The organism is Paraburkholderia diazotrophica (assembly GCF_038900755.1).
Taxonomy (GTDB): Bacteria; Pseudomonadota; Gammaproteobacteria; order Burkholderiales; family Burkholderiaceae; genus Paraburkholderia; species Paraburkholderia diazotrophica_A.
This window is the reverse complement of sequence record NZ_JBBPEN010000013.1, coordinates 88,272-114,261: the sequence shown is the minus strand read 5'-3', so window position 1 is coordinate 114,261 and position 25,990 is coordinate 88,272. Positions and strand designations below refer to the sequence as shown.

Sequence of the window (25,990 nt, the reverse complement as noted above, 5' to 3'; positions counted from 1 at the left end):
CTGAGTATTTGCATCCATAACGCGACGAATGTTCTAACATCAAATTGAGTCGACGCCGCAATCCGCTGCAAACCCATTTTGCAATTGCCATCAGTCCAGACAGGGCCGATTAGTCGCGCCCCTGTCATACCGTCTGAAGGAGCGGCCATGTCCCTTTGGAACCAGCGACGAGCCAAGGTCTCGTGCCTGTGGCTTTTGTTTGCCGCGCTGACGTTGGGAGGGAGCGCCGCGCGCGCCCAAACGCAATCGCAACCGCAAGCACAAGCACAAGCACAACCGGAATCGGCGCAGCCCGCGTCGTTCAAGCCGGAAGAACTCGAAGCGCTTGTCGCGCCCATTGCGCTCTATCCGGATTCCGTGCTTGCGCAGGTACTGATGGCATCGACGTATCCGCTTGAAATCGTACATGCGGCGCGCTGGGTGAAGGCGAATCCGAAAGTCAAAGGAGACGACGCAGTCAAGGCCGTCGGAGACCAGCCATGGGATGCCAGTGTGAAATCGCTGGTCGCGTTTCCGCAAATCCTCGAGCCGATGAACGACAAGCTCGATTGGACCCAGAAGCTCGGCGATGCTTTTCTCGCGCAGCAAAAAGATGTGTTCGCTGCCGTACAGCGCTTGCGCGCCCGCGCGAAAGACTCTGGCAACCTCAAGTCGAATGAGCAGCAGAACGTGGTCGTCGAACAGCCCCCTGCCGGAGGCGGGCAGACGATCGTGAAGATCGAGCCGGCGAATCCGCAGGTGATCTACGTGCCGGCCTATAACCCGACCGTCGTGTATGGATCGTGGAGTTACCCCGCCTATCCGCCGACCTACTGGCCGCCGTACCCGGCGTACTATCCGGGCGCCGCGCTCGCGACAGGGTTCGCCTGGGGGATCGGCCTCGCTGCTGCCGGCGCGATTTTCAGCAACTGCAACTGGGGCGGCGGCGACGTCAATATCAACGTCAACAAAGCCGCGAACATCGACCGCAATTTCGACCGCACCAAGGTCCAGGGCGGCGGACGCTGGCAGCACGACGGGAGCCATCGACAGGGCGTGGCCTACCGTGACAATGCGACCCGCGACAAGTACGCGCGCAACGTCGGCGGCGCCGAAGGACGCAACGATTTTCGCGGCCGCGATTCGGGCACGGGCGGGCGAGTGAACACAGCCGACCGGGCGGGCGCAGGCAATCGTGCCGGAACGGCGGACAGAGCCAACGCAGGCAACCGTGCCGCGACTGCGGACCGGTCCAGCGCGGGCAATCGCGCATCGGTGGCGGACAGGTCGAATGCGGGCAATCGGGCAGGTGGCGGCGCGGGCGTTGCGGACAGATCGGCCGGCGGCGATTTCGGCGGCGGATCGAACCGCACGGGCACGGGAGACGTCTCGCGTGCGAGCGATCGCGTGGGCGGCGGTGGTGGCAGTGGCGGCGGTTTCAGCGGCGGCCGCGACAACGCATTTCAGGGCGTCGGCGCGGGCGGCGCGACGCAGCGCAGTTATGACCGTGGACGCTCCAGCATGCAGGGCTCGGGCTTCAATCGACCGAGCGGCGGTGGCGGCATGCGCGCGGGCGGCGGACGCGGCGGAAGACGCTAGGGAGAAGCGAGCATGAAAGCATCGTCACGATTTCGGCTGGGCTCGCCGGCGCGAGTGCTGCGGGCGGTCGCCGTCATGGGCGCGCTGTGTCTGGGCGTCGTGCCGTTCGCGCATGCGGAGAAGGACTTCAGTACTCCCGATGCCGCGATGAACGCTTTCGGCGACGCCATCGGCAACAACGAGGAGGCCACGCTGCAAGCCATTTTCGGACGCAACTTTCGCGATCTGATTCCGCCCGTGGGCGCCGAAATACGCAGCCGCTTCCTCGACGAATGGAACAAGTCGCATCAGATCGAGCAGACCGACAACGGCCATGCGCATATTGCAGTCGGAAGTGACGGCTGGACCTTCCCGATTCCGCTCGTGAAGGGCGAGAGCGGATGGCACTTCGACATGCGCTCGGGCGCGGAGGAAATGCGCTTGCGCCGCATCGGCCGAAACGAGCTTGCCGTCATCCAGACGATGCTCGCGGTCTACGACGCGCAGCGCGAGTACGCGCTCACCGACCACGACGGCGTGGGCCTGCTGACGTACGCGTCGAAGATGTCGAGTTCGCCGGGCAAGCACGACGGCCTGTACTGGCCCACGCCGCCCGATGCGCCGCCCAGCCCGCTCGGGCCGGCCTTCGTTCAGGCGAGCGCGCGTAACACCGAGGACGCCGGCTATCACGGCTACCACTACAGGCTGCTGACGTCGCAAGGCCCGCATGCGCCGGGCGGCGCATACGACTACGTGGCGCATGGCAAGCTGTTCGGCGGCTTCGCCGTCATTGCGTGGCCGGTCCGGTACGGAGAGACGGGTATCAAGAGCTTCATGGTCAGTCACGCCGGAGAGGTCTATGAAAGCGATCTCGGCCCGGATGGCGCGTCGAAGGCGAAGGCCATGCCGTCGTTCGATCCTGGACCCGGCTGGACGAAAGTGCAGCCCTGACGTCCGAGCCTGCGTGCGGACCTTTACGGGCAAGCAGACGCGTATAGCGCTTCAGTATCGCGAGGCAACATGAGACGCTTCGCCTCTCACGCCGCTACGCTGCTCGCGGCACTGGCGGCAACGGCATTGGCCAGTGCCGCGATACGCAGTTACACGGACGTCCGTCCGCCGCCCGTCGATCCCGCAGCGGCCGCAAGCGCCGACTCGGGACAGGCCGATCTGCACGCGCTGTTTTTCAGGCATGGCATCGACCCGGATTCGAACAAGGCTCGCATCATCGTTGCGTGGGTGGAGAAGATTCGCGACGACCCCGTCATCGCGACGGGCATCGCGGGTGGCGCGCAGAGCGTCGGACAGATCTTTCTCGACCCTGCCGCGCGCGAGAACTTGATGTCGCAAGGACTCGTCCGTCTAGCGCCACCGGACCGCCTGAAATACGTGCAGCTCGTGACGAAGTTCCTCGACGAGCTGGTCCCCGTCAACTGCTTTGGTCTTTCCAACATGCGCGCGGTGATGAATCGGGTTTCGCTGCGCGAGATGACGGACGCCGACGTCGACCAGTACTTCAATCTTCTCTTCAAGGTTCTGCTCAGCGATGCGTCGAATGCGCCTGTCCCTGATCCGACGCCGCAACAGTACGCCGCTGCCGAGCGGCAACTGACGCGCATGCTCGTCGCGGAACTGCACGGCGATCAGACGAACCTGGCGCGCTTCGCGTCATACACGTCCAATCCGTCGATGGCGACGCCGTCGGACGCGTGCTGGGCGACGAGAGTGACGTTGCACGCGATCATCGCGATGCCCGACCCCGAACGCGATCTTGTTCTGCTTCGGACCATCATGCCGAACAGCGCGCATGACGCTTCGTCCCGTGGAGAACCGGACACGCCTGGCACCGCCGCACCTTGGCGCGCGGCGTCGCAGCCAGGCGGCGCCGATGCGCCGTAGCGCACGTCGACCGTAGGTCGTTAGCGGAGCGGGAGCATGAACGTCGATGGGTCGGTGATGCTCGGGTCTTTGAGTCTTGAATCGCTTACGAGACATTCACGGCCGCTTCGGCCGCGATGAACTGTTACTGCGGGAGAAAGGCGATGAATAACTGGGCCGCACTCGTACTGGTTCTTGCGTTGACATCGGCGCTCGTCGGATGCGCGCAACCTTATCAGCAATTGCAGTCGGGCGCGGACCAGTCGACGGTCATTGCCCGCCTGGGACCGCCAAAGGAAACCTACAGTCTCCCCAATGGCGGCAAGCGCCTGATGTGGCCGACCCAGCCGATGGGCACGACGACGACGGCCGCCGATTTCGACGCGTCCGGAAAGATGGTGAGCGTGCGCCAGGTGCTTCAGGAAAGCGAGTTCTATCGCGCCGAAGTCGGCAAGTGGACACGCGACGATGTACTCGTCAATTTCGGCCGCCCATTCGAGACGTCGTATTTCCCGCTGATGAAGCGCGAAGTCTGGTCGTATCGCTATCAGGAAAGCAACGTCTTTTATATGATCTTCAACTTCTATTTCGACGATCAGGGCGTCGTGCGGCAAACGCAGAAGTCGCCTGATCCAATGCGCGATCCGAGCCGGCGCGGCATGTTCTAGCGATTCGCCAGAACTCGTGATGGAGGCCTAAATTGATCGATCACTCGCCGCGCGCGGCGAATCCCTACGGTTTGCGTATGCAGGCGATTCGATAGACGCCATCCTCGACTTCGACGCCGTGCGTATCGTGAGTGAAGCCCGGAAAGCGCAGGTCGAACTGTTCGAGCGCCTTCAGGTAGCCGAGCAACGGGCCATCGTCGGGGCCCGCATTTTCGCCGGGCATCAGCAGCGGAATACCCGGCGGATAGGGCACCACTGCGTTAGCAACCGTGCGGCCCTCCATTTGCGACAGGTCGAGCGTTTCCACCTGGTTGTGCACGAGCAGCTCGAACGCCTCTTGCGGACTGTATTCCGGCTCGGGAAGCGTCGAGAAGCCGCGCGACATCATCTCCGTCGTCTTCAGATCGCCCATCGCGCGGAACATGAGATCGCAGAGATCGCGCAATCCGAGGCGGCTATAGCGTTCCGGATAGCGCGCGACCAGATTCGGCAATGCCTGATCGAGCGCGAGATTGGCGTCATAGTCTTTCTTGAAGTCGAGCAGCGTGTTGACGAGCGTTCCCCATTTGCCCTTCGTGATGCCGATCGAGAACAGCAGCAGAATCGTGAAGTCAGTCGTTTTCTCGACGACGATGCCGTGGCGATCCAGATAAGCCGTCACGACACCTGCCGGAATGCCGACGGGCAACAGCCCGCCTTGCGGCGCGACGCCGGGCGTCAGGATCGACACCTTGATCGGATCGAGCATGCAGTAGTCGTCTTCGATGGCGCCGAAGCCGTGCCACGCATCGTTGGGATGCATGACCCAGCACGACGGATCGGTCGCGAGCAGTTCTTCGTCGGCTTCATGGAAGGGCGTGCGCCGGCCAGTGTGGCGATTCACGACGATTTCCGGTTGCCAGCCGTTGAAGAACCAGTCGCTTTGTTCGTCGAATTGCGCATGAAGCCTGCCGAGCATCTGCCGAAACGCGATTGCCTCGCGGATCGCGTCGCCCGTCAGTGCTTCGCCGCCGGGGCCGTCCATCATCGCGGCGCTCACATCGTTCGATGCAATGATCGCGTATTGCGGCGAGGTCGATGCGTGCATCATGTACGCTTCGTTGAAGCGCGCGTGCTCGATCGGATTGCGCCCGTCGCGAATGTGGATGAACGAGGCCTGCGACAACGCCGCGAGCAGCTTGTGCGTCGAGTGCGTCGCGAACACCGTCGGCTTCGAAGCGTCATGGTCAGCGGGATCGCCGTGCATCGCAAAGCGGTCCTTGTAGAGCGGATTGAATCGCGCATAGCCGTACCAGGCTTCGTCGAAATGCAGCCGGTCGACGCTTTCGCCCAACAGTTCTTCCAGCCGCGTCACGTTGTAACAGAGTCCGTCGTAAGTCGAATTCGTCACGAGCGCATGAACGGGCGTGGGATTGACGCCGTCGCGATTCCTGACGAGCGGGTTCTGTTCGATCAGAAGGCGAATAGCCGCGGCCGTGAGGCGCTCAGGCATGATCGGACCGATGATGCCGTAGTGATTGCGCGAGGGCACGAGATAAGTCGGTATCGCGCCCGACATCGTCATCGCGTGCTCGGACGACTTGTGGCAGTTGCGATCGCATAGCGCAATCTGATTGCGTGTCACGCTCGCCATCAGGATCACGCGATTCGACATCGACGAGCCGTTCGTTACGTGATACGTGCGATGCGAGCCGAAGACTCTCGCCGCATAACGCTCGCTTTCGCCGATGGGGCCGCTGTGGTCGAGCAGCGAGCCGAGTTCCCCGACCGAAATCGACAGGTCCGAGCGGAACAGCTGTTCGCCGAAGAACTCGAAGAATGCCTGTCCGACCGTCGACTTCATGAAGGCCGTGCCGCCCGTATGACCGGGCGTGTGCCACGAGTACTCGAACACCTTCGAGAAGCGCGCGAGTGCGCCGAACATCGGCGGCAATACGGTCTCGCGATAGCGCTCGATCGACGCGACGATTCTGCCCGCGATGAACGCCGTGGTGTCTTCCAGCATCCAGATGAAGTCGTCGGCCTTTTGCATCGCGTCCACGGGAACGGTCGACGCGCTCGTGCGGCTCGCGAGCAGGAAGATCGGCACGGTCGCGCTGCGCACCCGCTGCGCATCCAGCACGCGCTGGGCCTGTTGATGGCTTTCGTCGTTGTCGAGTTCCCAGTCCAGCAGCAGACACTGAATCAGCGGATCGGAGCGGATGACCGACACGGCGTCGTCAGCCGAGGTCGCTGTCACGACACGCACGCGCCGTTCTTCCAGTTCGGCTGCAAGCGACTGGGCGGCGCGGCCACTCGCAGTGCGGGCATCGACTTCGTGATGCACCAGCAACGCTTTCATGCCAAGGCGGCGATAGATGGATTCGGACGAGGCGGACATGTGCACTCCCCTGGTTCGCATGCTGACGGCAAACGGCCTGGCGCGTGACGCAAACGCACGCCAGGCCTGGGCCTCGAGACCTTACTCGGGCAAGACAGCGAGACGATAGAAGTTCTTCGTGTACTCATCCGGTTCGCCGAACCACTTCACGAAAAGCCCGCGATAGTTGCCCGATGCGTACATCTTGCTGAGCGCGCTGTCGACGAAAAGGCGCATGTCCTCGTCGTCGCGTGCGACGCCCAGCGAAACGGGCACGACGGTGAAACGGCGCTGAAGAACGAACAGGCTATCCGCCGCAGTGCTCCGCTTGACGGCGTCTTGCAGGATCTGCCGCTCCGCGAAGAAGACATTGATCTTGCGGTCGAGCACGAGCCGCACGCCCTCTTCATAACTCGACACATTGACGACGCGCGCTGTCAGCTTGAACTCGTTGATGCGGTCGTTCAGCCATCGCTGCGTGGGCGAATCCTTGATGGCCGAAAACGTCTGCGCATTCAGGATTTCCGCCGGCGATGCGCGCCATACGGGCCGGTTGGCCTGCGTGTCGCCGCTGAGAATCGCCTTGAGTCCGGGCGATGCGTCGGCGCGCATCAGCGCGGCAACACCGCCCGGATAGACGGGCAGCGAATAGCTGATGAACTTGCGGCCTGTCAGTGTTTCGGGGTCGCCGCACAGCAGGTCGATCCGGTGTTCCTGTAGCGCGCGGTAGCGGTCGTCGGATGAGACCTGCGTCCAGTTCACCGTCAGCGCGGGAAGGCCCAGTCCGCTTTTCAGCTGATCCGCGACGCCCTGGCACAAGCCTGCGAGATAGCCGACGGCGCGGCCTTCGCTATCCCGGTACACGAACGGGCTGGCCGCGTCGACATAGCCGACGTTGACCTTCCCCGACTGCTTGATCCGCGCGAGCGCGCCCGACAGGACGGCGCTCGCTCCCGCTGCGTGCGCGGGACGCGGCGCGGGCGCGCACAGCACGGCGAACGCGATGATGCTTGCGGCCGCGATCGCCGGCTTGCGCGCCTTGGCGCCCAGCAGCGAAAGCCGTGGGGCGATGAAGCCGTAGATCACGTAGCCGATCGCCATTACCAGCATGCCGCCCATCACTGCGTCCTTGCCCGATGCGTAAAGCGCATAGACCGAATACGCCATCGCGATCACCACGATGACTGCGTTGCGCCGATAGGCGGCGGGTTCCGTTCCAGCGTCGCGCATCATCACGAACAGCGCCGACAGCGAAACGATGTAGGGCAACACATTCGTGACCACGGCCAGATTGACGAGCGCCGCGAACTGTTCGGACAGATTCGGGGAAATGGTCGACAGCGCCATCAGCGACTGCACGATTCCCATGACGATCATGCCCGCGATCGGCGCGCCATTGTGGCTGGCCTTGCTGAAGATCGACGGAAACATGTTGCTGTCGGCGGCGTCCTTTGCCGTCTGGGCCAGCGTGAACTGCCAGCCGAGCAGAGAGCCGACGCACGCCATGGCCGCGAGCGCCATCACGATCGAACCGACGGCCGGGCTGAACATATGCGCGAAGGCGAGGCCGAACGGACCCGTCGATTTCGCGAGGTCCGCGTTGGGGACGATGCCCTGGATGGCCGTCGTCGAAAGCACGTAGATGACTGCGGCGCCGAGTGTGCCGAACATGCATGCGAGCGGCACATCGCGCTTCGGGTTCTCGACAGCCGACGAGTTCTGCACCGCCGATTCCATGCCCAGAAATGCCCACAGCGTCAGCGAGATGCTGGAGCCCATGCCTTCGATGAGCCGCATTCCTTGCGGGTTCCAGGCGGCTGCGAAGGTGCTGGAGTGAAACCAGAACCATCCGGCAATCGACATGAATCCGACGGGCAGAATCACGCCCCAGACCGTGACGGAGCCGATCCGCCCCGTCAGCTTCGGACCGCCGAAGTTCGCGACCGTGGTGATCCACAACAGCGCGATCACGCCGACGCACGTCGCGACGGGCGACGATGTGAGCACGGGGAAAAACGCGGCCAGATAACCGAGCGCCGAACTCGCGACGGCGACATTCGCAATCGCAAGCGACAGGAAGTAAAGGAAGAACACCTGAAAATAGCCGGGCTTTCCGTAAGCGTCCTCAGCGTATGCTGCCATGCCGCCCGCACGCTGGTTGAGAATGCCCGCCTGCGCGAAGCCATAGGCGATCGCCATCGAGCCTAATGCCGTCACTACCCACGACAGCAGCGAAATGGCGCCGACCTTCGCCATATTGGTGGGCAGCATGATGATGCCCGAGCCCATCATGTTTACGGTAACGATGAACGTCAATTGCACGACGCTCATCTTCTTCGGTTGAGCAGCCATGGCGCACACTCCTTAGTGGCTTTCCTTGTCGGTTATTCACTGACCACGTAGGTATAAAAACGGATGCGACCGTCTTCGCGTTCCTGGAACACGCCCTGAACTTCGTAATTGAAGCCCGGAAAACGATTGAAGGATTCCTGGAACGCCATGAAGTAATCCAGCATTGGTTGGGCACGGTCATCCCAACGCTCGCCGGGGAGCACAACACCGATTCCTGGCGGATAGATGAGCGCCAGAGTCGCGGAGACGCGGTTTTTGACACGATCGAGCGGCACGTACTCGACCCGGTTCGCGACGAGCGCCTCATACGCTTCTTCCGGCGACATCGCGAGTTCCGGGAAGCTCGACGCGCGGAAGCACAGTCGCTGCAGATTCTTGACGTTCGCCTCTCGATAGAAGTTGTGCATCTCGTTGCACACGTGCCGCAGCGTGTAGCCCTCGTAGCGTTCGCTGTGCGCGGCGCAGAGCGTGGGCAGTACTTCAGCCAGCGAGGCATCGCGATCCCACAGGTTCTTGAACTTGACGAGACGGGCTATCAGCGTATTGAGCTTGCTTTCGTCTTCTGCCGGCGTCATCAGAAAGAGGATGCTGTTCAGGTCGCACTTTTCAGGGACGATTCCTTCTTCGCGCAGATAGTTCGCCACGACTGTCGCGGGCACGCCGAAACTCAGATACTCGCCTGTGCTCCGGTCGATCCCGGGCGTTAGCAGATTCAGCTTGTTCGGATCGGCCATCACGTAGCCGTCGGCGTAACCGGTATAGCCGTGCCATGCTGCTTCCGGGCGGAATTCCCAGCACTGCTGCTCGCGCTTGATGACGTCGGTCGGAATGTCTTCCCACGCGACATTCGATGCGTCCGCTGTGAAATTCGAATTGCGGATATCGACGACGTCGGGAACGAAAGGATCGAAGAACCACTGTTCCTGTGCGGTCTTGCCTCTCTCCTGATAGTGGCGGGCGAACTGGCGGAATTTTTTGCGCGCCTCGATACCAAGCTCGATACAGCTGTCCCACAGTACTTCGCCCGCTTTTCCTTCATGCACTTTCGCGTTGACGTCGAGCGACGCGAACAGCGGGTAGAAAGGCGATGTGCTTGCGTGAATGAGGAACGACTCGTTGAAACGCTTGTGCTCGATGTAGCGCTGTTGTCCCCGGATGTGTTCGTCACGCTTGTGAATCTGCGACGCCTGCGAAAAGCCGGCTCCCTGCTTATGAACGGACTGAGTCGAAAAGAGGCCGGGCATATCCGGTGTCAGATCTTTCAGGCGCATCGGGCTGTGATTGTCGAACAGCGGATGGAATGCGTTGTAGCCGATCCACGCCTCATCCCACAGCACGTAGTCGCATAGATGACCGATCTTCTCCAGCACCTTGCGCACGTTGTAGATCGTCCCGTCGTAAGTCGCGAGCTGAATGCATGCGAGCCGGAACGGACGCTCCGCGTGGCTGCGTTCCGGGTCCTTGACCAGCGGGTTGTTGCGAATCTGCTCGCGCAGATAGTCTTCGTTCCAGGCCTGCCAGTCGACAGCGCCGATCATCCCGAATGCGTTGCGCGAAGTCGGCAGGAAGATGGGAATCGCGCCCGCCTGAACGAGCGCGCCCTGATGCAGCGACTTGTGATTGTTGCGGTCGAACAGAACGAGATCGCCGCGCTTGAGAACGGCGCCCGTCACGATCTTGTTGGATGTACTAGTGCCGTTGAGAACGAAGTACGTCTGGTCCGCGCCGAACACTTCGGCGGCGTGACGCTGCGCATCCGCGGCGGCGCCTTCGTGTATCAGCAGATCGCCGAGATCGACATCGGCATTGCACAGATCATTGCGAAAAATGCTTTCGCCGAAATGCTTAAAGAACAACTGCCCAGCCGGCGACTTTCGATAGAACTGCCCGCCCTGGTGTCCCGGACAGTCGAATGCGATATTGGCCTCGGCATCGTACGCGACGAGTCCGCCGAAGAACGGCGGCAGCAGGCTCAAGCCGTATTTGACGAGGCTCGCCATCACTTGCTTTGCGTAGAAGGCGGGCGTTTGCTGCCCGAGATAGATATAGCCGTCGACTTCGCCGAGTCCCGCCGTCACCGCGAGGTCCGACAGATGGTGAGAGTTTGCGAGTGCCCAGAGCGGCGTCCGGAAGCCTAGTGAGCGCACGGAAGCGGCGAGTGTGCGCGCCGCTTCCAGACGGGCGCCGTCGATCAGGGCGATGTAAGCGCCGACGTCGGCATCTTCGTTGACGTCGCGTGTGAACTTATCCGTCACTTCGACGCGGAAGTGCTCCGCCGTGATCTGCTCCAGTAACTCGCTGGTTTGCGCGTCATTACGGTCCACGATCGCGACTACCTTCAGAAACTTGTGGAAGGGAATCGGGATGGTGGGTGCCTTCAAAGGGCGAGGGACCATGGTCACTCCTTCTTCAACCGGCTTCGCGAATCAGCTTGATCTGTCGCCCATGCGCCGGACGTCAGCGGCCGTCCGGTGCAGGATTCTGTACCGTCAGCTCGGCAATGCAATTTTTCTTTCAGGTCGACAAACAACAGGAAGGCAGAACGCACAACCGGGGACTACCGAGGTTTCCGGGTGTCAGTGGTCATCGGGCATCGGAGCAGAAAGCGGCATGGCGATACCTTGCTGCGGGTCTCTCCCGCCTCTTGCTGGAGCCCGAAAACGGGCCGCCAGATGCGTATCGATATAGTCGTCGTAAGCGCTACGTATATAGTTGGCGAGCTTATCGCTTATTGCAAATTTTTTTGTTCGCACAAGAACCTGGCATAGCGAATCAAGCAGATACCGTCCGTATTCGCATTTTGTTGAATATCGATTCTTCATCGAATATCGATTTCAGTTCATTCATTTTTTAGAAAAAATCTCGCGCATATTTTCAATTGCTGTCGCGCTATTCGACGGCCGAAATTGCTGAGATGCTATTTACGTAGAATCTTGAACAATGCGGTTTTATCAACCAGAATGATCTGCAGATGACGTGCCGGTTTTTCCGTAGGAACAATCAGACAGAGCATTTTGCAGATGCGCTTTGGCTTTCGTTCATTGCCTGACAAGAGTTCGTGTGTCTCAAGATGCGGCCGCACAAATAAAATCCTGGCCGCACGTCACTTCACATGTGTTGCAAAGCGGCGGATCGAAGCCGCGTGGCGCTCTTGCGAGTGCGATGACGTTCTGTCAATGAACACGCGCAAACCGTCTTTCGCCTGAATGCAGTAAGTCGATAAGCGGGCTTCCGTTGCAACCGGCAAGCCGCGACGCTCTGATTCGCATATAGGAGGCAGCGATGAATACAGAGGTCACCAGGCTCGGAGCCTACTCCGAGGTTGGCAAGCTGCGCATGGTCATGGTTTCTGCGCCCGGACTGGCGCATCAACGCTTGACGCCAAGCAATTGCGACGAGCTGTTGTTCGACGATGTCATCTGGGTGAGCCAGGCAAAGCGGGATCACTTCGACTTTGTCACCAAGATGCGCGAGCGCGGGGTGGAAGTTCTCGACGTGCACAATCTCCTGACGCAGACGCTCGACAATCCCGAAGCGCGTAAATGGATACTCGACCGAAGAATCACCGACGACAGCGTCGGCGTGGGGTTGAGCGGCGAAGTGCGCGCGTGGATGAACGAACTGGAGTCGCGCAGGCTTGCCGAATTTCTGATCGGCGGCGTTTCGCTCGACGACATTCCTGGCAGCGATGCGCCCGTCGTCAAGCTCTTTCGCGAATATCTGGACTACTCCAGCTTCCTGCTTGCGCCGCTGCCGAACATGGTCTTTACGCGCGACACGACATGCTGGATCTACGGCGGCGTGACGCTCAACCCGATGTACTGGCCTGCGAGGCGGCAAGAGACGCTGCTCGAAGCCGCGATCTACCGGTTTCATCCGACGTTCGCCAACGCGGGCTTCGAGATCTGGTACGGCGATCCCGACACGGACCACGGCGCATCGACGCTGGAAGGCGGCGACGTCATGCCCGTCGGCAAAGGCACCGTGTTGGTCGGCATGGGCGAGCGCACGTCGCGGCAGGCAATCGGCCAGGTCGCGCGAGCCTTGTTCGATAAAGGCGCGGCTGAACAGGTACTGGTCGCAGGCATGCCGAAGTCGCGCGCAGCCATGCATCTCGACACGGTGTTCAGTTTCTGCGACCGCGATCTCGTGACGATATTCCCCGAAGTGGTCGGCAAGATCGTCACGTTCACGATCAGACCCGACGACAAGAGTTCGTATGGCATGAGCATCCAGCGCGAAGACAAGCCCTTCGTCAAGGCGGTGGGCGATGCGTTGGGGCTGAAGGAACTGCGCGTCGTCGAAACGGGAGGAAACCAGTTCGCGGCGGAACGCGAGCAATGGGACGACGGCAACAACATGGTGTGCATCGAGCCCGGCGTCGTCGTCGGCTACGACCGCAATACGTTCACGAACACGCTGCTGCGCAAGGCGGGCATCGAAGTGATCACGATCGCGGCCAGCGAGCTTGGGCGCGGCCGTGGCGGCGGGCATTGCATGACGTGCCCGATCGCGCGCGATCCCGTTGACTACTGAAGCGTTTGCCGCGTCGAGCCGACGCGTGACCAATCGATCGATGGAGACAACTCATGGCTTTCAATCTGCGAAACCGCAGTCTTCTCAGCCTCATGCATCACAGCGGCCGCGAGCTGCGCTATCTGCTCGATCTTTCGCGCGATCTGAAGCGTGCCAAATACGCAGGCACCGAGCAACAGCATTTGCAGCGCAAGAACATTGCATTGATTTTCGAAAAGACATCCACTCGAACGCGCTGTGCATTCGAAGTGGCCGCGCACGATCAGGGCGCGCACGTCACATATATCGATCCGACGTCGTCACAAATCGGCCATAAAGAAAGCATGAAAGATACGGCGCGCGTGCTCGGCCGCATGTTCGACGCGATCGAATACCGGGGATTCAGCCAGGAAATCGTCGAGGAACTGGCGCGCTATGCTTCCGTGCCCGTCTTTAACGGATTGACGGACGAATACCATCCGACGCAGATGCTCGCCGACGTGCTGACGATGCGCGAGTACTCCGACAAGCCGCTGCACGAGATCAGCTATGCGTACCTCGGCGACGCGCGCAACAACATGGGCAACTCGCTATTGCTGATCGGCGCGAAGCTCGGCATGGACGTGCGCGTGGCAGCGCCGAAGTCTCTATGGCCGCATGAGGAGCACGTTGCTGCATGCCAGCAATTCGCAAAGCAAAGCGGCGCGCGCGTGACGCTCACCGACGATCCGAAAGAAGCAGTGAAAATGGTCGATTTCATTCACACCGACGTGTGGGTGTCGATGGGCGAGCCGGTCGAAGCCTGGGACGAAAGGATCAAGGCGCTGCTGCCGTATCAGGTGAACCGCGCGCTGATCGAGTCGACAGGCAACCCGCGAACCCGCTTCATGCATTGTCTGCCCGCTTTTCACAACTGCGAGACCAAGGTCGGCCAGCAGATCGCGGAGCGCTATCCGGACCTGACGAACGGGATCGAAGTGACGGACGACGTGTTCGAGTCGGACTACAACATCGCATTCGAGCAGGCAGAGAACCGGATGCATACGATCAAGGCCATTCTCGTCTCGACACTGGCCGATATCTGAGCGTATCGGTTTCGCCCCATGTTCGTCGCCGTGCGGCGCAAGCGTGCCGCACGGCCAGGCATTCCGCAGGAGGATCGCATCATGCGCCTCGTCATCGCACTGGGCGGCAATGCGCTGTTGCAGCGCGGCCAGCCCATGACGGAGAGCCAGCAGCGCGAGAACGTCAAGATTGCCGCCACGCAGATCGCCAGCGTGGCGACGGGCAATGAACTCGTCATCGCGCATGGCAATGGTCCGCAGGTCGGCTTGCTGGCGCTGCAAAGCGCAGCCTACGAGGACGTATCGCCGTACCCGCTCGATGTGCTCGGTGCGCAGACGGAAGGGATGATCGGCTATCTGATCGAACAGGAACTGGGCAATCTGCTGCCGTTCGAAGTGCCGTTTGCGACGATCCTGACGCAGGTCGAAGTGGATCTCGCGGACCCTGCGTTCCAGCATCCGACCAAACCTATCGGTCCCGTGTACTCGAAGGAAGAGGCACAGAAGCTGGCGGATGAAAAAGGCTGGAGCATCGCGGAGGATGGCGACAAATATCGTCGCGTGGTCGCGAGTCCGCGGCCGCAGCGCATCTTCGAAATCCGTCCGGTGAAATGGCTGCTGGAAAAAGGCACCATCGTCATCTGCGCGGGCGGCGGCGGCATCCCGACGTGCTACGACGAAAACCGCAAGCTGCGCGGCGTGGAAGCCGTGATCGACAAGGATCTGTGCTCCGCGTTGCTCGCGCAGGAACTCGAGGCGGACGTGCTCATCATCGCGACGGATGTCGACGCGGCCTACGTCGATTGGGGCAAGCCGACGCAAAAAGGCATTGCCCAGGCGCACCCGGACGAACTCGAGAAGCTGGGCTTCGCGTCGGGGTCGATGGGGCCCAAGGTCCAGGCCGCCATCGAGTTCGCGCGCAAGACGGGCAAGGATGCCGTGATCGGCGCGCTTCGCGATATCGTCGCGATCACGCAAGGCACAGCGGGTACGCGGATCAGCGTGCGCAGGCCAGGCATCGAGTTCTACCCGCTCGCGTGACGCGGCGGGCGATGTTCGCTGGCGCGCACGCGACCCGCGCGCCGATCGGTCATTTCGCCTGGCTGGCGCGCCAGTCGCGCGGCGTCATCCGGAAGTTCGCGACGAACCAGTTCGTGAACGATCCCTGCTGTGCGTAACCCAGAAGCGACGCGACGCGTCCGATCGGATAGCGCGGGTTGCTCATGTAGCGCACGGCAAGCTCGCGCCGCACTTCCTCGACCTGATCCGAGAAACTCGTACCGGATGATTTCAGCTGACGCTGCAGCGTGCGCACGCTCACGCCCAAATGACGGGCGACCAGTTCGACGGTGGCCTGTTCGAGCGGCAGCAGCAGATAGATCGCCTTGCGCGCTTCCAGTGCGGCCGAATCCGGTCCGGTCGCGTTGAGGGGACCGGCCAGGCTTTCGGCGTATCGCACGAGTTCGGGGTCCGCTGCGGGATTGGGGTAGTCGAGATCGGCGGTGGCGCACACGAACCCGTTGAAGTCGCTGCCGAACTCCAGCGGACAGCCAAAGAATCTCCGGTGAAACGTCAGGTCTGCATGCGCGGCGTGAGTGAAATGGACAGCGCGAGGTTTCCAGAACTGGCCGAGCAACGCGCTCGAATGGCGCGCGAGGACGCCGAGCGCGAGTTCGATCGCCTGCGTCGTCGGCGTGCCCGGCGCGACGACGAGTTCCTCGCGGATCGTGACCGTCTCGCCCGTCGTTTCGACGTAGATGGCCAGCGCTTCGTTGAGCAGATGCCGGTATTCGGCTGCCGCCAGCAACACCTCGCGCAACGTGCGCTTGTGCGCGAGCAGCACGTTGATCACGCCGGTGCCGAACTTCTGCCGGGTTTCGGCCATCTGCAACGCGAACGTCGGGCACGACGCCTTGTTTGCCGTGAGTTCCAGCAGCCGGCAGCAGGCGGCGGCGGGCACGCGATCGTTCGCATTCGCAAGGGCCGCGGGATCGATGCCGACCTGCTGCGCAAGCTCGACAGGGTTCAGTCCGAGCCGCCGCGTCACATCGAAATAGCCGTTCATGGCGATCGACCCGAGCATCGTTTCCATCGTTCTTTCTCCGCAGTCTCCAGACGGGCTGCGCCTTGCCTTCAGCGTTGCGCACTGCGGCCAATACTAGTGTTAACACGCAGTGGCACCGTTCGCTAAAAGGATGGCGCCTGATCCTAAAAGTCTAGCGCGTGGATGCCGTATTGTGCGAGCACGACGATTCGAGATGTGCCGTATTCACGCGATCCCGCGACATCGGTGCGTCATTCATCTCTGGAGGAAAACATGCAGTTTCTCGACGATTCGCTGCACCCTGAGAATCAGGACAAGGTAGTCATCACCACCGCTCCGTATGGCCCGGAATGGATGCCCGAAGACTTTCCGGAAGACATCCCCGTGACGATGGAAGAGCAGATCCAGAAGGCCGTCGACTGCTATAACGCCGGCGCCACGGTGCTCCATCTGCATGTGCGCGAACTGGACGGCAAGGGTTCGAAGCGCCTGTCGAAGTTCAACGAGCTGATCGCCGGCGTGCGTGCAGCCGTGCCCGACATGATTATCCAGGTCGGCGGCTCGATTTCGTTCGCACCGGAAGACGAAGGCCAGGCCGCGAAGTGGCTGTCCGACGACACCCGTCACATGCTGGCCGATCTCGATCCCGCGCCGGATCAGGTGACGGTCGCGATCAACACCACGCAGATGAACATCATGGAGTTGCTCTATCCGGAGTACCTGGCGGGCACTTCGCTGTCGAATCCTGCGTTCATGTCCGCGTACAGCGAAATGACGGTGCCGGCGGGCCCGGCATGGGTCGAGGAGCATCTGCGCCGCCTGCAGGCCGCCGGCATCCAGCCGCACTTCCAGCTCACGGGCATTCACGCGCTCGAAACGCTCGAGCGCCTCGTGCGCAAGGGCGTCTACAAGGGGCCGTTGAACCTGACGTGGATCGGCATCGGCGGCGGCTTCGACGGCCCGAACCCGTTCAACTTCTTCAACTTCGTGCATCGCGCGCCGGATGGCTGCACGCTCACGGCTGAGTCGCTGCTCAAGAACGTGCTGCCGTTCAACATGATGGCGATGTCGATGGGCCTGCATCCGCGTTGCGGCATCGAAGACACGATCATCGACCAGCACGGCAAGCGCTTTACGTCGGTGCAGCAGATCGAGCAGTGCGTGCGCGTCGCGCGCGAACTCGGCCGCGAGGTTGCGAGCGGCAAGGAAGCGCGCGAGATTTACCGTATCGGCGTGCAGTACGAGACCGTCGACGACACGCTCGCCGCCAACGGCATGGCGCCGAACCGCCAGACGGGCGTGAGGAATCTGCCGCTGCGCGCAGCGTGACGGAGCGAAGCCCGGCCGAAGCATCGACGGATGCCGGGCTTCGAAGGCGGGACTCGCCGGCACGCGCCGGGGAGCAACAGGAAATATCGATCGTCAGTCGCTTTGCCCTGCTGGCAAGAACGCAAGGACGCAAGGACGGCCGACAAAGAGGCGGACGGGAAGGAGACAAATCATGCTGATGCAGCATGCCGAGCCCACGGCGGGTGACGTTACGACAACGAAAACGGATGTACGCGCGTATGCCTGGGTGGTGTTTGCGTTGACTGTCGGGTTGCTGCTCTCCGACTACATGTCGCGGCAGGTGTTGAATGCCGTGTTTCCGCTGCTCAAGGCAACCTGGAATCTTTCAGACGCGCGGCTGGGTTCGTTGAGCAGCGTGGTCGCGCTGATGGTCGGCGTGCTCACGTTTCCACTGTCGGTGCTCGCCGACCGCTGGGGCCGCGTGAAAAGCATCGTCCTGATGGCGGCGATGTGGAGTCTCGCGACGCTGGGCTGCGCGATCTCGACGAACTACGGCGAGATGCTGTTTGCGCGCGCATTTGTCGGCATCGGTGAAGCGGCGTATGGCAGCGTCGGGATCGCCGTCGTGCTGAGCATCTTTCCGGCCCGGCTGCGCTCCACGCTCACGGGCACGTTCATGGCGGGCGGCGCGTTCGGCTCGGTGCTGGGCATGGCCGCGGGCGGCGCGGTCGCGGCTCATCTCGGCTGGCGGGCGGCGTTCGGCGCGATGGCGGTCATGGGGATCGTGCTGGTCGTCTGCTACCGGTTCGTCGTTACCGAAAAGCGTCTTGCGCCGCTGCAGCCTGCAAGCGCGAACCGGCCGTCGGAAGGACCCGGCGTGCGGATGAGCTTCCGCGCGCTGATGAAGGGGCTCTTCTCGACGAAGTCCGTCGTGTGCGCTTATGTCGGCAGCGGCATTCATCTGCTCGTGCCCGCCGCTATCTGGGCGTGGATGCCGAGCTTCCTGAACCGCTACTACGGCATGGCGACGGGCAAGGCGGCCATGAGCGCGGCGCTGTTCGTGCTGGTGACGGGCCTGGGCATGGTGGTGTGCGGCAATCTCGCCGACCGGCTCAGCAAGAACGTGCGCGAAAGAAAATGGGTCGCCGCGATTGCGTTCTGCCTCGCGTGCTTCACGCTGCTCGCGATTGGATTCCACATGCCCGCGGGTCCGTTGCAACTCGTCGTGATCGGCATCGGCATGTTCTTCTGCGCAGGGGCGAGCGGTCCTTCGGGCGCGATGGTGGCGAACCTCACTCCGCCGTCTATTCACGCATCGGCGTTTGCGACGCTCACGCTCGCGAACAACCTGCTGGGTCTCGCGCCCGCTGCCGTGCTGACTGGAATAGTCGCGGACCGGATCGGGCTGCTCGGCGCGTTGCAACTCGTGCCGTTCGCGCCTCTTGTCGCGGCCATTGCATTCTTTATCGGCAAACGGAATTACGCAGGCGACCTGGACCGCCTGAACGCCCTGCGCGAGCAGGCGTTGCGCTGACCACAGGCCCCGCGCGCACAACGGGCCCGGGCTTTCAATGCGGCAGCCTGAAGCCGCGCGCGACAGACGAAACGAAACGGACCTTGCGGTTCGAGGTTCGAGTAATGGATAGGAGATTCAACATGGCAAAAGCAGTGCGCTTTCACGAAACGGGTGGTCCCGAAGTCTTGCGCTACGAGGACGTCGAAGTGGGCGATCCCGGCCCCGGACAGGTCCGCCTGCGCCATGAGGCAGTGGGCCTCAATTTCGCGGACACCTACTTTCGCAGCGGTCTTTACCCGGTTCCGCTGCCTGCGGGGATGGGCGTCGAAGCGGCGGGCGTGGTCGAGGCCATCGGCCCCGAAGTGACGAACGTCGCGGTGGGCGATCGCGTGACCTATACAGGCTTCATCAACACGCTCGGCGCGTACAGCACCGAACGTCTGATTCCAGCCGCACCGCTGATCAAGCTGCCCGATGCGATTTCGTGCGAAACGGCTGCCGGCATGACGATGCGCGGGCTGACTTCAGCGTATCTGATGCGCCGCATTTGCGACTTCAAGGCGGGCGACACCATTCTGTTGCATGCGGCCGCCGGCGGTGTCGGCCTGATCGTGTCGCAATGGGCGAAGCTGCTCGGCCTCACGGTGATCGGCACGGTGTCGACGGAAGCGAAGGGCGAAGTGGCCCGCGCGCATGGCTGCGACCACATCGTCTACTACAGCCGCGAAGACGTCGCGAAGCGCGTGCGCGAACTGACGGGCGGCATCGGCGTGAATGTGGTGTTCGACAGCGTCGGCAAGGACACCTTCGAGGCCTCGCTCGATTCGCTCAAGCGCCGTGGCCTGATGGTCTGCGTCGGCACGGCTTCCGGCCCGATTCCGCCGTTCAATCCGCAGATGCTGGCGATGAAGGGCTCGCTCTATCTGACGCGTCCGGCGCTCGCCGACTACATCGCCGACCCCGCCGAGAAGAACGATCTTGCCGGCGAGATCTTCGGGCACATCGCGGCGGGCCGCATCAGGATCGAGCTGAACCAGCGTTACGCGCTCGAAGATGCCGCGCAAGCGCATCGCGACCTGGAAACGCGCAAGACCACGGGCTCGTCGGTCTTCGTTATCTGAGAGAACAGTCATGCGAATCGAACAACTGACGTGCGCGATCGGCGCGGAGCTGACCGGCGTGAACCTCGCCGATGCGATCCACGACGATGCGCTGTTCGCCGAAATGCGCGCTGCGCTGCTGAAGCATCGGGTGCTGTTCCTGCGCGATCAGGACATCACGCGCGCCGAGCACGTCGCGTTTGCGCGCCGCTTCGGCGAACTGGAAGATCATCCCGTCGCGGGCAGCGATCCGGAGCATCCGGGCCTCGTGCGCATCTACAAGAACCCGGATCAGCCGAACGACCGCTACGAAAACGCGTGGCACGCGGACGCGACGTGGCGCGAAGCGCCGCAGTTCGGCGCGGTTCTGCGCTGCGTGGAGTGTCCGCCCGTCGGCGGCGACACGATGTGGGCGAACATGGTCCTCGCCTACGAGAACCTGCCGGATTACATCAAGAGCCAGATCACGGATCTTCGCGCCCGCCACAGCATCGAGGCGAGCTTCGGCGCCGCGATGCCGATCGAAAAGCGCCTCGCGCTGAAAGAGCAGTTTCCGGACGCGGAGCATCCCGTAGTGCGCACGCATCCCGAGACGGGCGAGAAGGTGCTGTTCGTGAGCGCCTTCGCCACGCATTTCACGAACTATCACACGCCGGCGCGCGTGCGCTTCGGGCAGGACGCGAATCCGGGCGCGGGCGATCTGCTGCGCTACCTGATCAGCCAGGCCTATATTCCCGAGTACCAGGTGCGCTGGCGCTGGAAGCCCAACAGCATCGCGATCTGGGACAACCGCAGCACGCAGCACTACGCGGTGATGGATTACGCGCCGTGCCATCGCAAGATGGAACGCGCCGGGATTATCGGCGACAAGCCGTACTGATCGCTCAGGACAACGCTTGATGACTCTCGATACGACGCCGACCATCCTGATCGTGCCCGGCTTGCGCGACCACGTCGCGGAACACTGGCAGACCCTGCTTGAGCAAAAGCTGCCGAAGGCCGCCTCGGTGCCGCCGCTCGAACACGACAAGCTGAGTTGCGCGGCACGCGTCGCGGCGCTCGACGCAGCGCTTGCAAAAATCGACGGCCCGGTGGTCCTGGTCGCGCACAGCGCGGGCGTGATGATCACCGTGCATTGGGCGCAGCAGCACAGCCGCAAGATTCACGGCGCGCTGCTCGCGGCACCCGCGGATCTCGAAACGCCGCTGCCCGCAGGCTATCCGTCAATCGATGCGCTCACGCAGAACGGCTGGCATCCGGTTCCGCGCAAGCCGTTGCCGTTCGCGAGCATCGTCGGCGCGAGCCGCAACGATCCGCTCGCGAAGTTCGAGCGTGTGCGTGCAATGGCGCAAGACTGGGGCAGCCGCCTCGTCGATCTGGGTGAAGTCGGCCATCTGAATCCCGCTGCGGGCTTTGGCGACTGGCCGCTCGCGCAGACGCTGATTCGCGAATTGCTTTGATCCGCGCTGCGCAGCAAATCAGAAAGGGAAGTTGAGATGTCACGTCAGATCGTGGTGAGCCCTGCCGATGAACTCGCGCCAGGCCAGCGGAAGCTCGCATTCGCCGATGGACGCAGCATCGTCCTTTTCAACGTCAGCGGCGCGATTCACGCGATCGACAACTCGTGTCCGCACAACGGCGCCTCGCTCGCGAGCGGACAGCTGGAAGGGTGCGTGCTGCGCTGCCCCGCGCACGGACTGCGCTTCGATCTGCGCACGGGCTGCACGCCGGGCATCGACGGATCGAGCGGATTGAGCCTGACGACTTTTCCGGTGCGGACAGTCGATGGGCAACTGGTCGTCAGTCTCGATGAGCCGGACGCCACCACCAATCAGGAGAAGGAAGGATGCAAGGTTTGATGATGCAGCAGCCGCTGCTGGTCGCTTCGCTGCTCATGCACGCCGAGCGCCATCACGGCAAACAGGAAATCGTGTCGCGCCGGGTCGAAGGGGACATTCACCGCTATACGTATCGCGATCTCGCGCAGCGCGCGCGCCGCATGGCAAACGCGCTGACCAGCCTCGGCATCAGGCCCGGCGACCGCGTGGGAACGCTGGCATGGAACGGCTATCGGCACATGGAGCTGTATTTCGCCGTGTCGGGGTCCGGGTCCGTGCTGCATACGCTCAACCCGCGTCTGCACGTCGATCAGCTCGCGTACATCATCGAGCACGCGGAAGATCGCGTCGTGTTCTTCGATCTCACGTTCTTGCCGCTGATCGAAAGCGTTGCGCCGCGCGTCAAGAGCCCGAAGGTGTTTGTCGCGATGACCGATCGCGCGCACATGCCGCAAGAGCATGGCCTGTCGACGATGCTGCTGTGCTACGAGGATCTCATCGATCTTCACGACGACGAGTTCGACTGGCCGGTCATCGACGAGAACAGCGCGTCGTCGCTGTGCTACACGTCGGGCACCACGGGCAATCCGAAGGGCGTGCTGTACAGCCACCGCTCGACGGTGCTGCATACCTACGCAGCGGCGCTGCCGGATTCGCTGAACTGTTCGGCGCGCGACGCGATTCTGCCCGTCGTGCCGATGTTCCATGTGAACGCATGGGGACTGCCGTACATCGCCTGCATGGTCGGCGCGAAGCTGGTGTTTCCGGGACCGGCGCTCGACGGCAAGTCGCTCTACGAACTGATCGAAACGGAACAGGTCACGCTGTCGGCGGGCGTGCCGACTGTCTGGCAAGGACTGCTTGCGCATGCCGATGCGATCGAAGGCGCATTCTCGTCGATGAGGCGCACGATCATCGGCGGCGCGCCGTGTCCTACCGCGATGACGGCGGCGTTCCAGGAGCGCTATCAGGTCGACGTGCTGCACGCATGGGGCATGACGGAATTGAGCCCGGTCGGCACGGTGTGCGCGTTCAAGGCTCATCACCTTTCTCTGCCCACGAACGAGCGCTATGCCGTTCAGGCGAAGCAAGGCCGCTCGGTGTTCGGCATCGACATGAAGATCGTCGGCCCGGACGGCGAGGAACTGCCGTGGGACGGCCAGGCGGCCGGCGATCTGCTCGTGCGCGGACCATGGGTCGTGCAGCGGTACTTCGGCAGTAGCGACGCGTCGCATTTGCGCGACGGCTGGTTTCCGACAGGCGACATCGCGAAGATCGACGCCGACGGCTTCATGCAGATCACGGATCGCAGCAAGGACGTCATCAAGTCGGGCGGCGAATGGATCAGTTCGACCGACATCGAAAACGTCGCGTGCCTGCATCCCGAAGTGACGATGGCCGTGTGCATCGCGGCGCGGCATCCGAAGTGGGACGAGCGGCCGCTGCTGCTGATCGTGAAGAAGCCGGGCAGCGCGCTCGCCGCAGAAGAACTGCTGGGCTTCTTCGATGGCCGGGTCGCGAAATGGTGGAAGCCCGATGCGGTGGTGTTCGTCGACACCATTCCCCTCGGCGCAACCGGCAAGGTGCTCAAGAACCGCTTGCGTGACCAGTTCGGAGACTACTACCTGACGGCTTGACGCGTCGGGCTTTTGATAACGCAGTTCTATTCGATGAAAAAACAGCCGGGTTCGCCCGGCGTCCCCAGGTTTGGAGGAGACTCAATGAAAATGAAGTTAAGCAGCGCTGCTGCACTGGCGATCTTCGCCACGGCCGCTCATGCGCAATCGTCCGTTACGCTCTATGGCGTGATCGACACCGGATTCCTGTATCAGAGCACCTCGGCGGCGACGTTTCAGCCGCATGCCCCGAACCTGGGCCATGTCTATCAGCTCAAGGACGGCGGCATCTATGCGAGCTTCTGGGGCATAAAGGGAAGCGAAGATATCGGCGGCGGCTACAAGGTCAACTTCAAGTTGCAGGGCGTATTCAACTCCACGAACGGCAAGTTCGGCCTGTCCGATACGCCGGGCACAACCGCAATCTTCAACCAGTTCGCGACCGTCGGCTTGTCCGGCCCGTTCGGCACGTTCGATGCCGGCCGGCAGATCATCCCGATGATCTATGCAATGGCTGAAACGGATGTGCGCGGCGCGCAGTATTTCGGCAGTATTCTGACCGCGTGGCTGGGTATGAATCAGGCGGCAGGCTGGCCCGGCACGAGCACGAATGCGCCGATCGGCGCGCTCTATGACAGCAATGCGCTGGTCTACAACTCACCGAAGTTTTATGGCGCATCGCTCGCGCTGGAGTACGCGCCGGGCGGCGTCGCAGGACACTTCCAGGGCGGCACGCGTGAGTCGGCCGTGCTCAAGTACTCGAACTACGGTCTGAATCTCTCGGCCGTCTACTACAACGGACACGATACCAATCCGTTCCCGCTGACCTACCCGGCGGCTCCCGCTGTTCCCGCGACAGGCGTCGCCAACAACCGCTTCTACTATTTCGGCGCGATGTACACGATCAGCGGATTTTCGATTTCGGCTTCGTACGGTGTCGGCAAGAACCCGGCGCATAGCAATACCGCGGACTTCGAAATGGCGTCGGGCGGCCTCGGCTATCAGTTCAATCCGCGCTTCAAGATCACGTCCGGTTACTACTACCTGAAGGACAAGAACAATTCATCGAACCATTCGAGCGAGTTCGCAGTGGGCGCGGAATACAACGTGTCGCAGAGGACCAAGGCTTACGCGCAAGTGGGCTATGTCAGCAACAAGGGAACCATGAACCAGACGATCATCTACGGGGCTCCTGTCGCGCCGGGCGAGTCCACTACGGCGGCAATGGTCGGCATTCGCCATATCTTCTGATTGCGTCATACACATATAAAACGGAGTAGTCGATGAAAAGCATTCAGGTACTCGAACTGGCGGTCGCCTTGTCGCTGGTCGCGATGTCGATCGGTGCATGGTCCCAGCCTGGTCAGACGGCCAGCGCGCCGGGCGCATCCGCGTTGGCGGCGTCCGGTGCCACGGCGCCCGCGAACGGAAGGAAAGCGGATCGCGCGCTGCGCCGGAAGATTTATGCCGCGATCGGGACGCACAAGGAGATCGAAGCAGGCAACATCAGTGTGATCGCGAAAGGCGGCGTGGTGACGCTGAACGGCACGGTCGAGGACGCTTCGCAGATCGACAAGGTTGCGGAGATCGCGAAGGGCGTGCCGGGCGTGACGTCCGTGACCAACAAGCTGACGGTGAAGAAACCGTTCGGCGGCATGTAAGCGGCTGTCGTCGGCAAGTGGCTTGTTGCGCGCGGATCGCTCGATCCGTGCGCATTTTCATTCGACCCGCACTGCGAGCGCGAGCGCTGACCGAGCGCGGTGTCGCTTAATCGCCTTCGGGCATCTTCGACGAATGATGGGTGGTGATCAGCCATTTGTTCCCATTCCACTCGTAGGTGAACGTATAGCGGGCTTTGACAACCGAGCCGTCCCCGAACTTGAACGAGTAGAGACCCGCGTCGATGGCCGTATTGCATTCGATCATGATCTCGCGGAAATCAATCGTGCCGACGGGTTTGTTCTCGAGAAAATGCCTGAAATAGTCGACCTTTTCCTCAGTCGTTACACGTGGCTTGTTGGAGACAGTCGGCAGCAGGATGGAGTGCGGCGCGTAGTTCGCGACGACCTTATCCGGATTGCCCGTCTTCAGCGAATCGTTCCAGCGATCAAAAAGCGCAGCAATCTGTTTCTTCGATGTGGCATGGCAGGTCTCGGTCTTCGCGAATGCGCTGCCCTGGATGACAGCCATCAG

At 62.2% G+C, this 25,990-nt stretch carries 22 protein-coding genes; 16 read left to right on the top strand and 6 right to left on the bottom strand.

All coding sequences use genetic code 11. The features are described 5' to 3' along the window. Positions 1-147 precede the first annotated feature (147 nt). The 4 genes from AABE10_RS30545 (at position 148) to AABE10_RS30530 (ending at position 4,103) form a co-directional block, all read left to right on the top strand. Positions 148-1,578, top strand: coding sequence for a DUF3300 domain-containing protein (locus AABE10_RS30545; RefSeq protein WP_342936884.1), 1,431 nt, complete (start codon positions 148-150; stop codon positions 1,576-1,578). Between the two features lie 12 nt (positions 1,579-1,590). Beyond that, positions 1,591-2,508 carry a DUF2950 domain-containing protein gene (locus AABE10_RS30540; RefSeq protein WP_342936883.1) on the top strand — a complete coding sequence of 306 codons (918 nt, stop codon included), beginning with the start codon at positions 1,591-1,593 and terminating at the stop codon, positions 2,506-2,508. A 69-nt stretch (positions 2,509-2,577) separates the two neighbouring features. Beyond that, positions 2,578-3,456, top strand: coding sequence for a hypothetical protein (locus tag AABE10_RS30535; RefSeq protein ID WP_342936882.1), 879 nt, complete (start codon positions 2,578-2,580; stop codon positions 3,454-3,456). Between the two features lie 143 nt (positions 3,457-3,599). Further along, entirely contained in the window at positions 3,600-4,103 is a 504-nt protein-coding gene (locus AABE10_RS30530; protein WP_342936881.1) for a hypothetical protein, read from the top strand. Between the two features lie 64 nt (positions 4,104-4,167). On the opposite strand, the gene AABE10_RS30525 is transcribed toward AABE10_RS30530, so the two are convergent. The 4 genes from AABE10_RS30525 to AABE10_RS30510 form a co-directional block, all read right to left on the bottom strand. Next, positions 4,168-6,483: an Orn/Lys/Arg decarboxylase N-terminal domain-containing protein gene (locus AABE10_RS30525; RefSeq protein WP_342936880.1), complete on the bottom strand. Its 2,316-nt coding sequence runs from the start codon at positions 6,481-6,483 to the stop codon at positions 4,168-4,170. 81 nt (positions 6,484-6,564) lie between these two features. Continuing rightward, a complete protein-coding gene (gene potE, locus AABE10_RS30520) occupies positions 6,565-8,814 on the bottom strand; it encodes a putrescine-ornithine antiporter (RefSeq protein WP_342936879.1) in 2,250 nt (749 codons plus the stop codon). A 32-nt stretch (positions 8,815-8,846) separates the two neighbouring features. Further along, positions 8,847-11,210, bottom strand: coding sequence for an ornithine decarboxylase (speC, locus tag AABE10_RS30515; protein ID WP_342936878.1), 2,364 nt, complete (start codon positions 11,208-11,210; stop codon positions 8,847-8,849). A 180-nt stretch (positions 11,211-11,390) separates the two neighbouring features. Beyond that, the gene (locus AABE10_RS30510; RefSeq protein WP_342936877.1) at positions 11,391-11,636 is read right to left on the bottom strand and encodes a hypothetical protein; all 246 of its coding nucleotides are present in this window, start codon (positions 11,634-11,636) and stop codon (positions 11,391-11,393) included. Between the two features lie 460 nt (positions 11,637-12,096). Here AABE10_RS30510 and arcA point away from each other — a divergent pair, with 460 nt between their 5' ends. From arcA to arcC, 3 genes are all read left to right on the top strand, one after another. Beyond that, positions 12,097-13,350: an arginine deiminase gene (arcA, locus tag AABE10_RS30505; RefSeq protein ID WP_342936876.1), complete on the top strand. Its 1,254-nt coding sequence runs from the start codon at positions 12,097-12,099 to the stop codon at positions 13,348-13,350. Between the two features lie 53 nt (positions 13,351-13,403). After that, positions 13,404-14,414 carry an ornithine carbamoyltransferase gene (locus tag AABE10_RS30500; protein ID WP_342936875.1) on the top strand — a complete coding sequence of 337 codons (1,011 nt, stop codon included), beginning with the start codon at positions 13,404-13,406 and terminating at the stop codon, positions 14,412-14,414. 81 nt (positions 14,415-14,495) lie between these two features. Next, positions 14,496-15,434 (top strand): carbamate kinase, encoded by a 939-nt coding sequence (gene arcC / locus AABE10_RS30495; RefSeq protein ID WP_342936874.1) that lies wholly within the window; start codon positions 14,496-14,498, stop codon positions 15,432-15,434. Between the two features lie 49 nt (positions 15,435-15,483). On the opposite strand, the gene AABE10_RS30490 is transcribed toward arcC, so the two are convergent. Further along, complete coding sequence (locus AABE10_RS30490; protein WP_342936873.1) at positions 15,484-16,485, bottom strand: AraC family transcriptional regulator; 1,002 nt, start codon at positions 16,483-16,485, stop codon at positions 15,484-15,486. A 225-nt stretch (positions 16,486-16,710) separates the two neighbouring features. On the opposite strand from AABE10_RS30490, the gene AABE10_RS30485 reads away from it, so the two are divergent. The 9 genes from AABE10_RS30485 to AABE10_RS30445 all read left to right on the top strand — a co-directional run bounded on the left by AABE10_RS30485 (position 16,711) and on the right by AABE10_RS30445 (position 25,458). Beyond that, positions 16,711-17,766, top strand: coding sequence for a 3-keto-5-aminohexanoate cleavage protein (locus AABE10_RS30485; protein ID WP_342936872.1), 1,056 nt, complete (start codon positions 16,711-16,713; stop codon positions 17,764-17,766). Between the two features lie 172 nt (positions 17,767-17,938). Further along, positions 17,939-19,261, top strand: a complete 1,323-nt coding sequence (locus AABE10_RS30480; protein WP_342936871.1) for an MFS transporter — start codon at positions 17,939-17,941, stop codon at positions 19,259-19,261. A gap of 122 nt (positions 19,262-19,383) precedes the next feature. Continuing rightward, complete coding sequence (locus AABE10_RS30475; protein WP_342936870.1) at positions 19,384-20,364, top strand: quinone oxidoreductase; 981 nt, start codon at positions 19,384-19,386, stop codon at positions 20,362-20,364. Positions 20,365-20,374: 10 nt separating this feature from the next. Continuing rightward, positions 20,375-21,223, top strand: a complete 849-nt coding sequence (locus AABE10_RS30470; RefSeq protein WP_342936869.1) for a TauD/TfdA dioxygenase family protein — start codon at positions 20,375-20,377, stop codon at positions 21,221-21,223. Positions 21,224-21,242: 19 nt separating this feature from the next. Further along, positions 21,243-21,803, top strand: a complete 561-nt coding sequence (locus AABE10_RS30465) for an RBBP9/YdeN family alpha/beta hydrolase (RefSeq protein WP_342936868.1) — start codon at positions 21,243-21,245, stop codon at positions 21,801-21,803. A 36-nt stretch (positions 21,804-21,839) separates the two neighbouring features. Next, the gene (locus AABE10_RS30460) at positions 21,840-22,202 is read left to right on the top strand and encodes a Rieske (2Fe-2S) protein (RefSeq protein WP_342936867.1); all 363 of its coding nucleotides are present in this window, start codon (positions 21,840-21,842) and stop codon (positions 22,200-22,202) included. Next, positions 22,190-23,818, top strand: coding sequence for a 3-(methylthio)propionyl-CoA ligase (locus tag AABE10_RS30455; protein WP_342936866.1), 1,629 nt, complete (start codon positions 22,190-22,192; stop codon positions 23,816-23,818). Before AABE10_RS30460 ends, AABE10_RS30455 begins: the two co-directional genes overlap by 13 nt. An 84-nt stretch (positions 23,819-23,902) precedes the next feature. Then, positions 23,903-25,048, top strand: coding sequence for a porin (locus tag AABE10_RS30450; protein WP_342936865.1), 1,146 nt, complete (start codon positions 23,903-23,905; stop codon positions 25,046-25,048). 32 nt (positions 25,049-25,080) lie between these two features. Continuing rightward, on the top strand, positions 25,081-25,458 hold the full coding sequence (locus AABE10_RS30445) for a BON domain-containing protein (RefSeq protein ID WP_342936864.1): 378 nt from the start codon (positions 25,081-25,083) through the stop codon (positions 25,456-25,458). Between the two features lie 106 nt (positions 25,459-25,564). Here AABE10_RS30445 and AABE10_RS30440 read toward each other — a convergent pair whose 3' ends face one another. Next, the gene (locus AABE10_RS30440; protein ID WP_342936863.1) at positions 25,565-25,987 is read right to left on the bottom strand and encodes a nuclear transport factor 2 family protein; all 423 of its coding nucleotides are present in this window, start codon (positions 25,985-25,987) and stop codon (positions 25,565-25,567) included. Between the last annotated feature and the right edge of the window lie 3 nt (positions 25,988-25,990).

What these genes read in the sequence shown, in the direction of transcription:
- speC (WP_342936878.1), bottom strand. Translation starts at nt 11,210, where the DNA reads ATGGTCCCTCGCCCTTTGAAGGCACCCACCATCCCGATTCCCTTCCAC.
- AABE10_RS30540 (WP_342936883.1), top strand. Translation starts at nt 1,591, where the DNA reads ATGAAAGCATCGTCACGATTTCGGCTGGGCTCGCCGGCGCGAGTGCTG.
- AABE10_RS30535 (WP_342936882.1), top strand. Translation starts at nt 2,578, where the DNA reads ATGAGACGCTTCGCCTCTCACGCCGCTACGCTGCTCGCGGCACTGGCG.
- AABE10_RS30475 (WP_342936870.1), top strand. Translation starts at nt 19,384, where the DNA reads ATGGCAAAAGCAGTGCGCTTTCACGAAACGGGTGGTCCCGAAGTCTTG.
- AABE10_RS30440 (WP_342936863.1), bottom strand. Translation starts at nt 25,987, where the DNA reads ATGGCTGTCATCCAGGGCAGCGCATTCGCGAAGACCGAGACCTGCCAT.
- AABE10_RS30465 (WP_342936868.1), top strand. Translation starts at nt 21,243, where the DNA reads ATGACTCTCGATACGACGCCGACCATCCTGATCGTGCCCGGCTTGCGC.
- AABE10_RS30450 (WP_342936865.1), top strand. Translation starts at nt 23,903, where the DNA reads ATGAAAATGAAGTTAAGCAGCGCTGCTGCACTGGCGATCTTCGCCACG.
- arcA (WP_342936876.1), top strand. Translation starts at nt 12,097, where the DNA reads ATGAATACAGAGGTCACCAGGCTCGGAGCCTACTCCGAGGTTGGCAAG.
- AABE10_RS30480 (WP_342936871.1), top strand. Translation starts at nt 17,939, where the DNA reads ATGCTGATGCAGCATGCCGAGCCCACGGCGGGTGACGTTACGACAACG.
- arcC (WP_342936874.1), top strand. Translation starts at nt 14,496, where the DNA reads ATGCGCCTCGTCATCGCACTGGGCGGCAATGCGCTGTTGCAGCGCGGC.
- AABE10_RS30485 (WP_342936872.1), top strand. Translation starts at nt 16,711, where the DNA reads ATGCAGTTTCTCGACGATTCGCTGCACCCTGAGAATCAGGACAAGGTA.
- AABE10_RS30525 (WP_342936880.1), bottom strand. Translation starts at nt 6,483, where the DNA reads ATGTCCGCCTCGTCCGAATCCATCTATCGCCGCCTTGGCATGAAAGCG.
- AABE10_RS30460 (WP_342936867.1), top strand. Translation starts at nt 21,840, where the DNA reads ATGTCACGTCAGATCGTGGTGAGCCCTGCCGATGAACTCGCGCCAGGC.
- AABE10_RS30445 (WP_342936864.1), top strand. Translation starts at nt 25,081, where the DNA reads ATGAAAAGCATTCAGGTACTCGAACTGGCGGTCGCCTTGTCGCTGGTC.
- AABE10_RS30545 (WP_342936884.1), top strand. Translation starts at nt 148, where the DNA reads ATGTCCCTTTGGAACCAGCGACGAGCCAAGGTCTCGTGCCTGTGGCTT.
- AABE10_RS30530 (WP_342936881.1), top strand. Translation starts at nt 3,600, where the DNA reads ATGAATAACTGGGCCGCACTCGTACTGGTTCTTGCGTTGACATCGGCG.
- AABE10_RS30510 (WP_342936877.1), bottom strand. Translation starts at nt 11,636, where the DNA reads ATGAAGAATCGATATTCAACAAAATGCGAATACGGACGGTATCTGCTT.
- AABE10_RS30455 (WP_342936866.1), top strand. Translation starts at nt 22,190, where the DNA reads ATGCAAGGTTTGATGATGCAGCAGCCGCTGCTGGTCGCTTCGCTGCTC.
- AABE10_RS30470 (WP_342936869.1), top strand. Translation starts at nt 20,375, where the DNA reads ATGCGAATCGAACAACTGACGTGCGCGATCGGCGCGGAGCTGACCGGC.
- potE (WP_342936879.1), bottom strand. Translation starts at nt 8,814, where the DNA reads ATGGCTGCTCAACCGAAGAAGATGAGCGTCGTGCAATTGACGTTCATC.
- AABE10_RS30490 (WP_342936873.1), bottom strand. Translation starts at nt 16,485, where the DNA reads ATGGAAACGATGCTCGGGTCGATCGCCATGAACGGCTATTTCGATGTG.
- AABE10_RS30500 (WP_342936875.1), top strand. Translation starts at nt 13,404, where the DNA reads ATGGCTTTCAATCTGCGAAACCGCAGTCTTCTCAGCCTCATGCATCAC.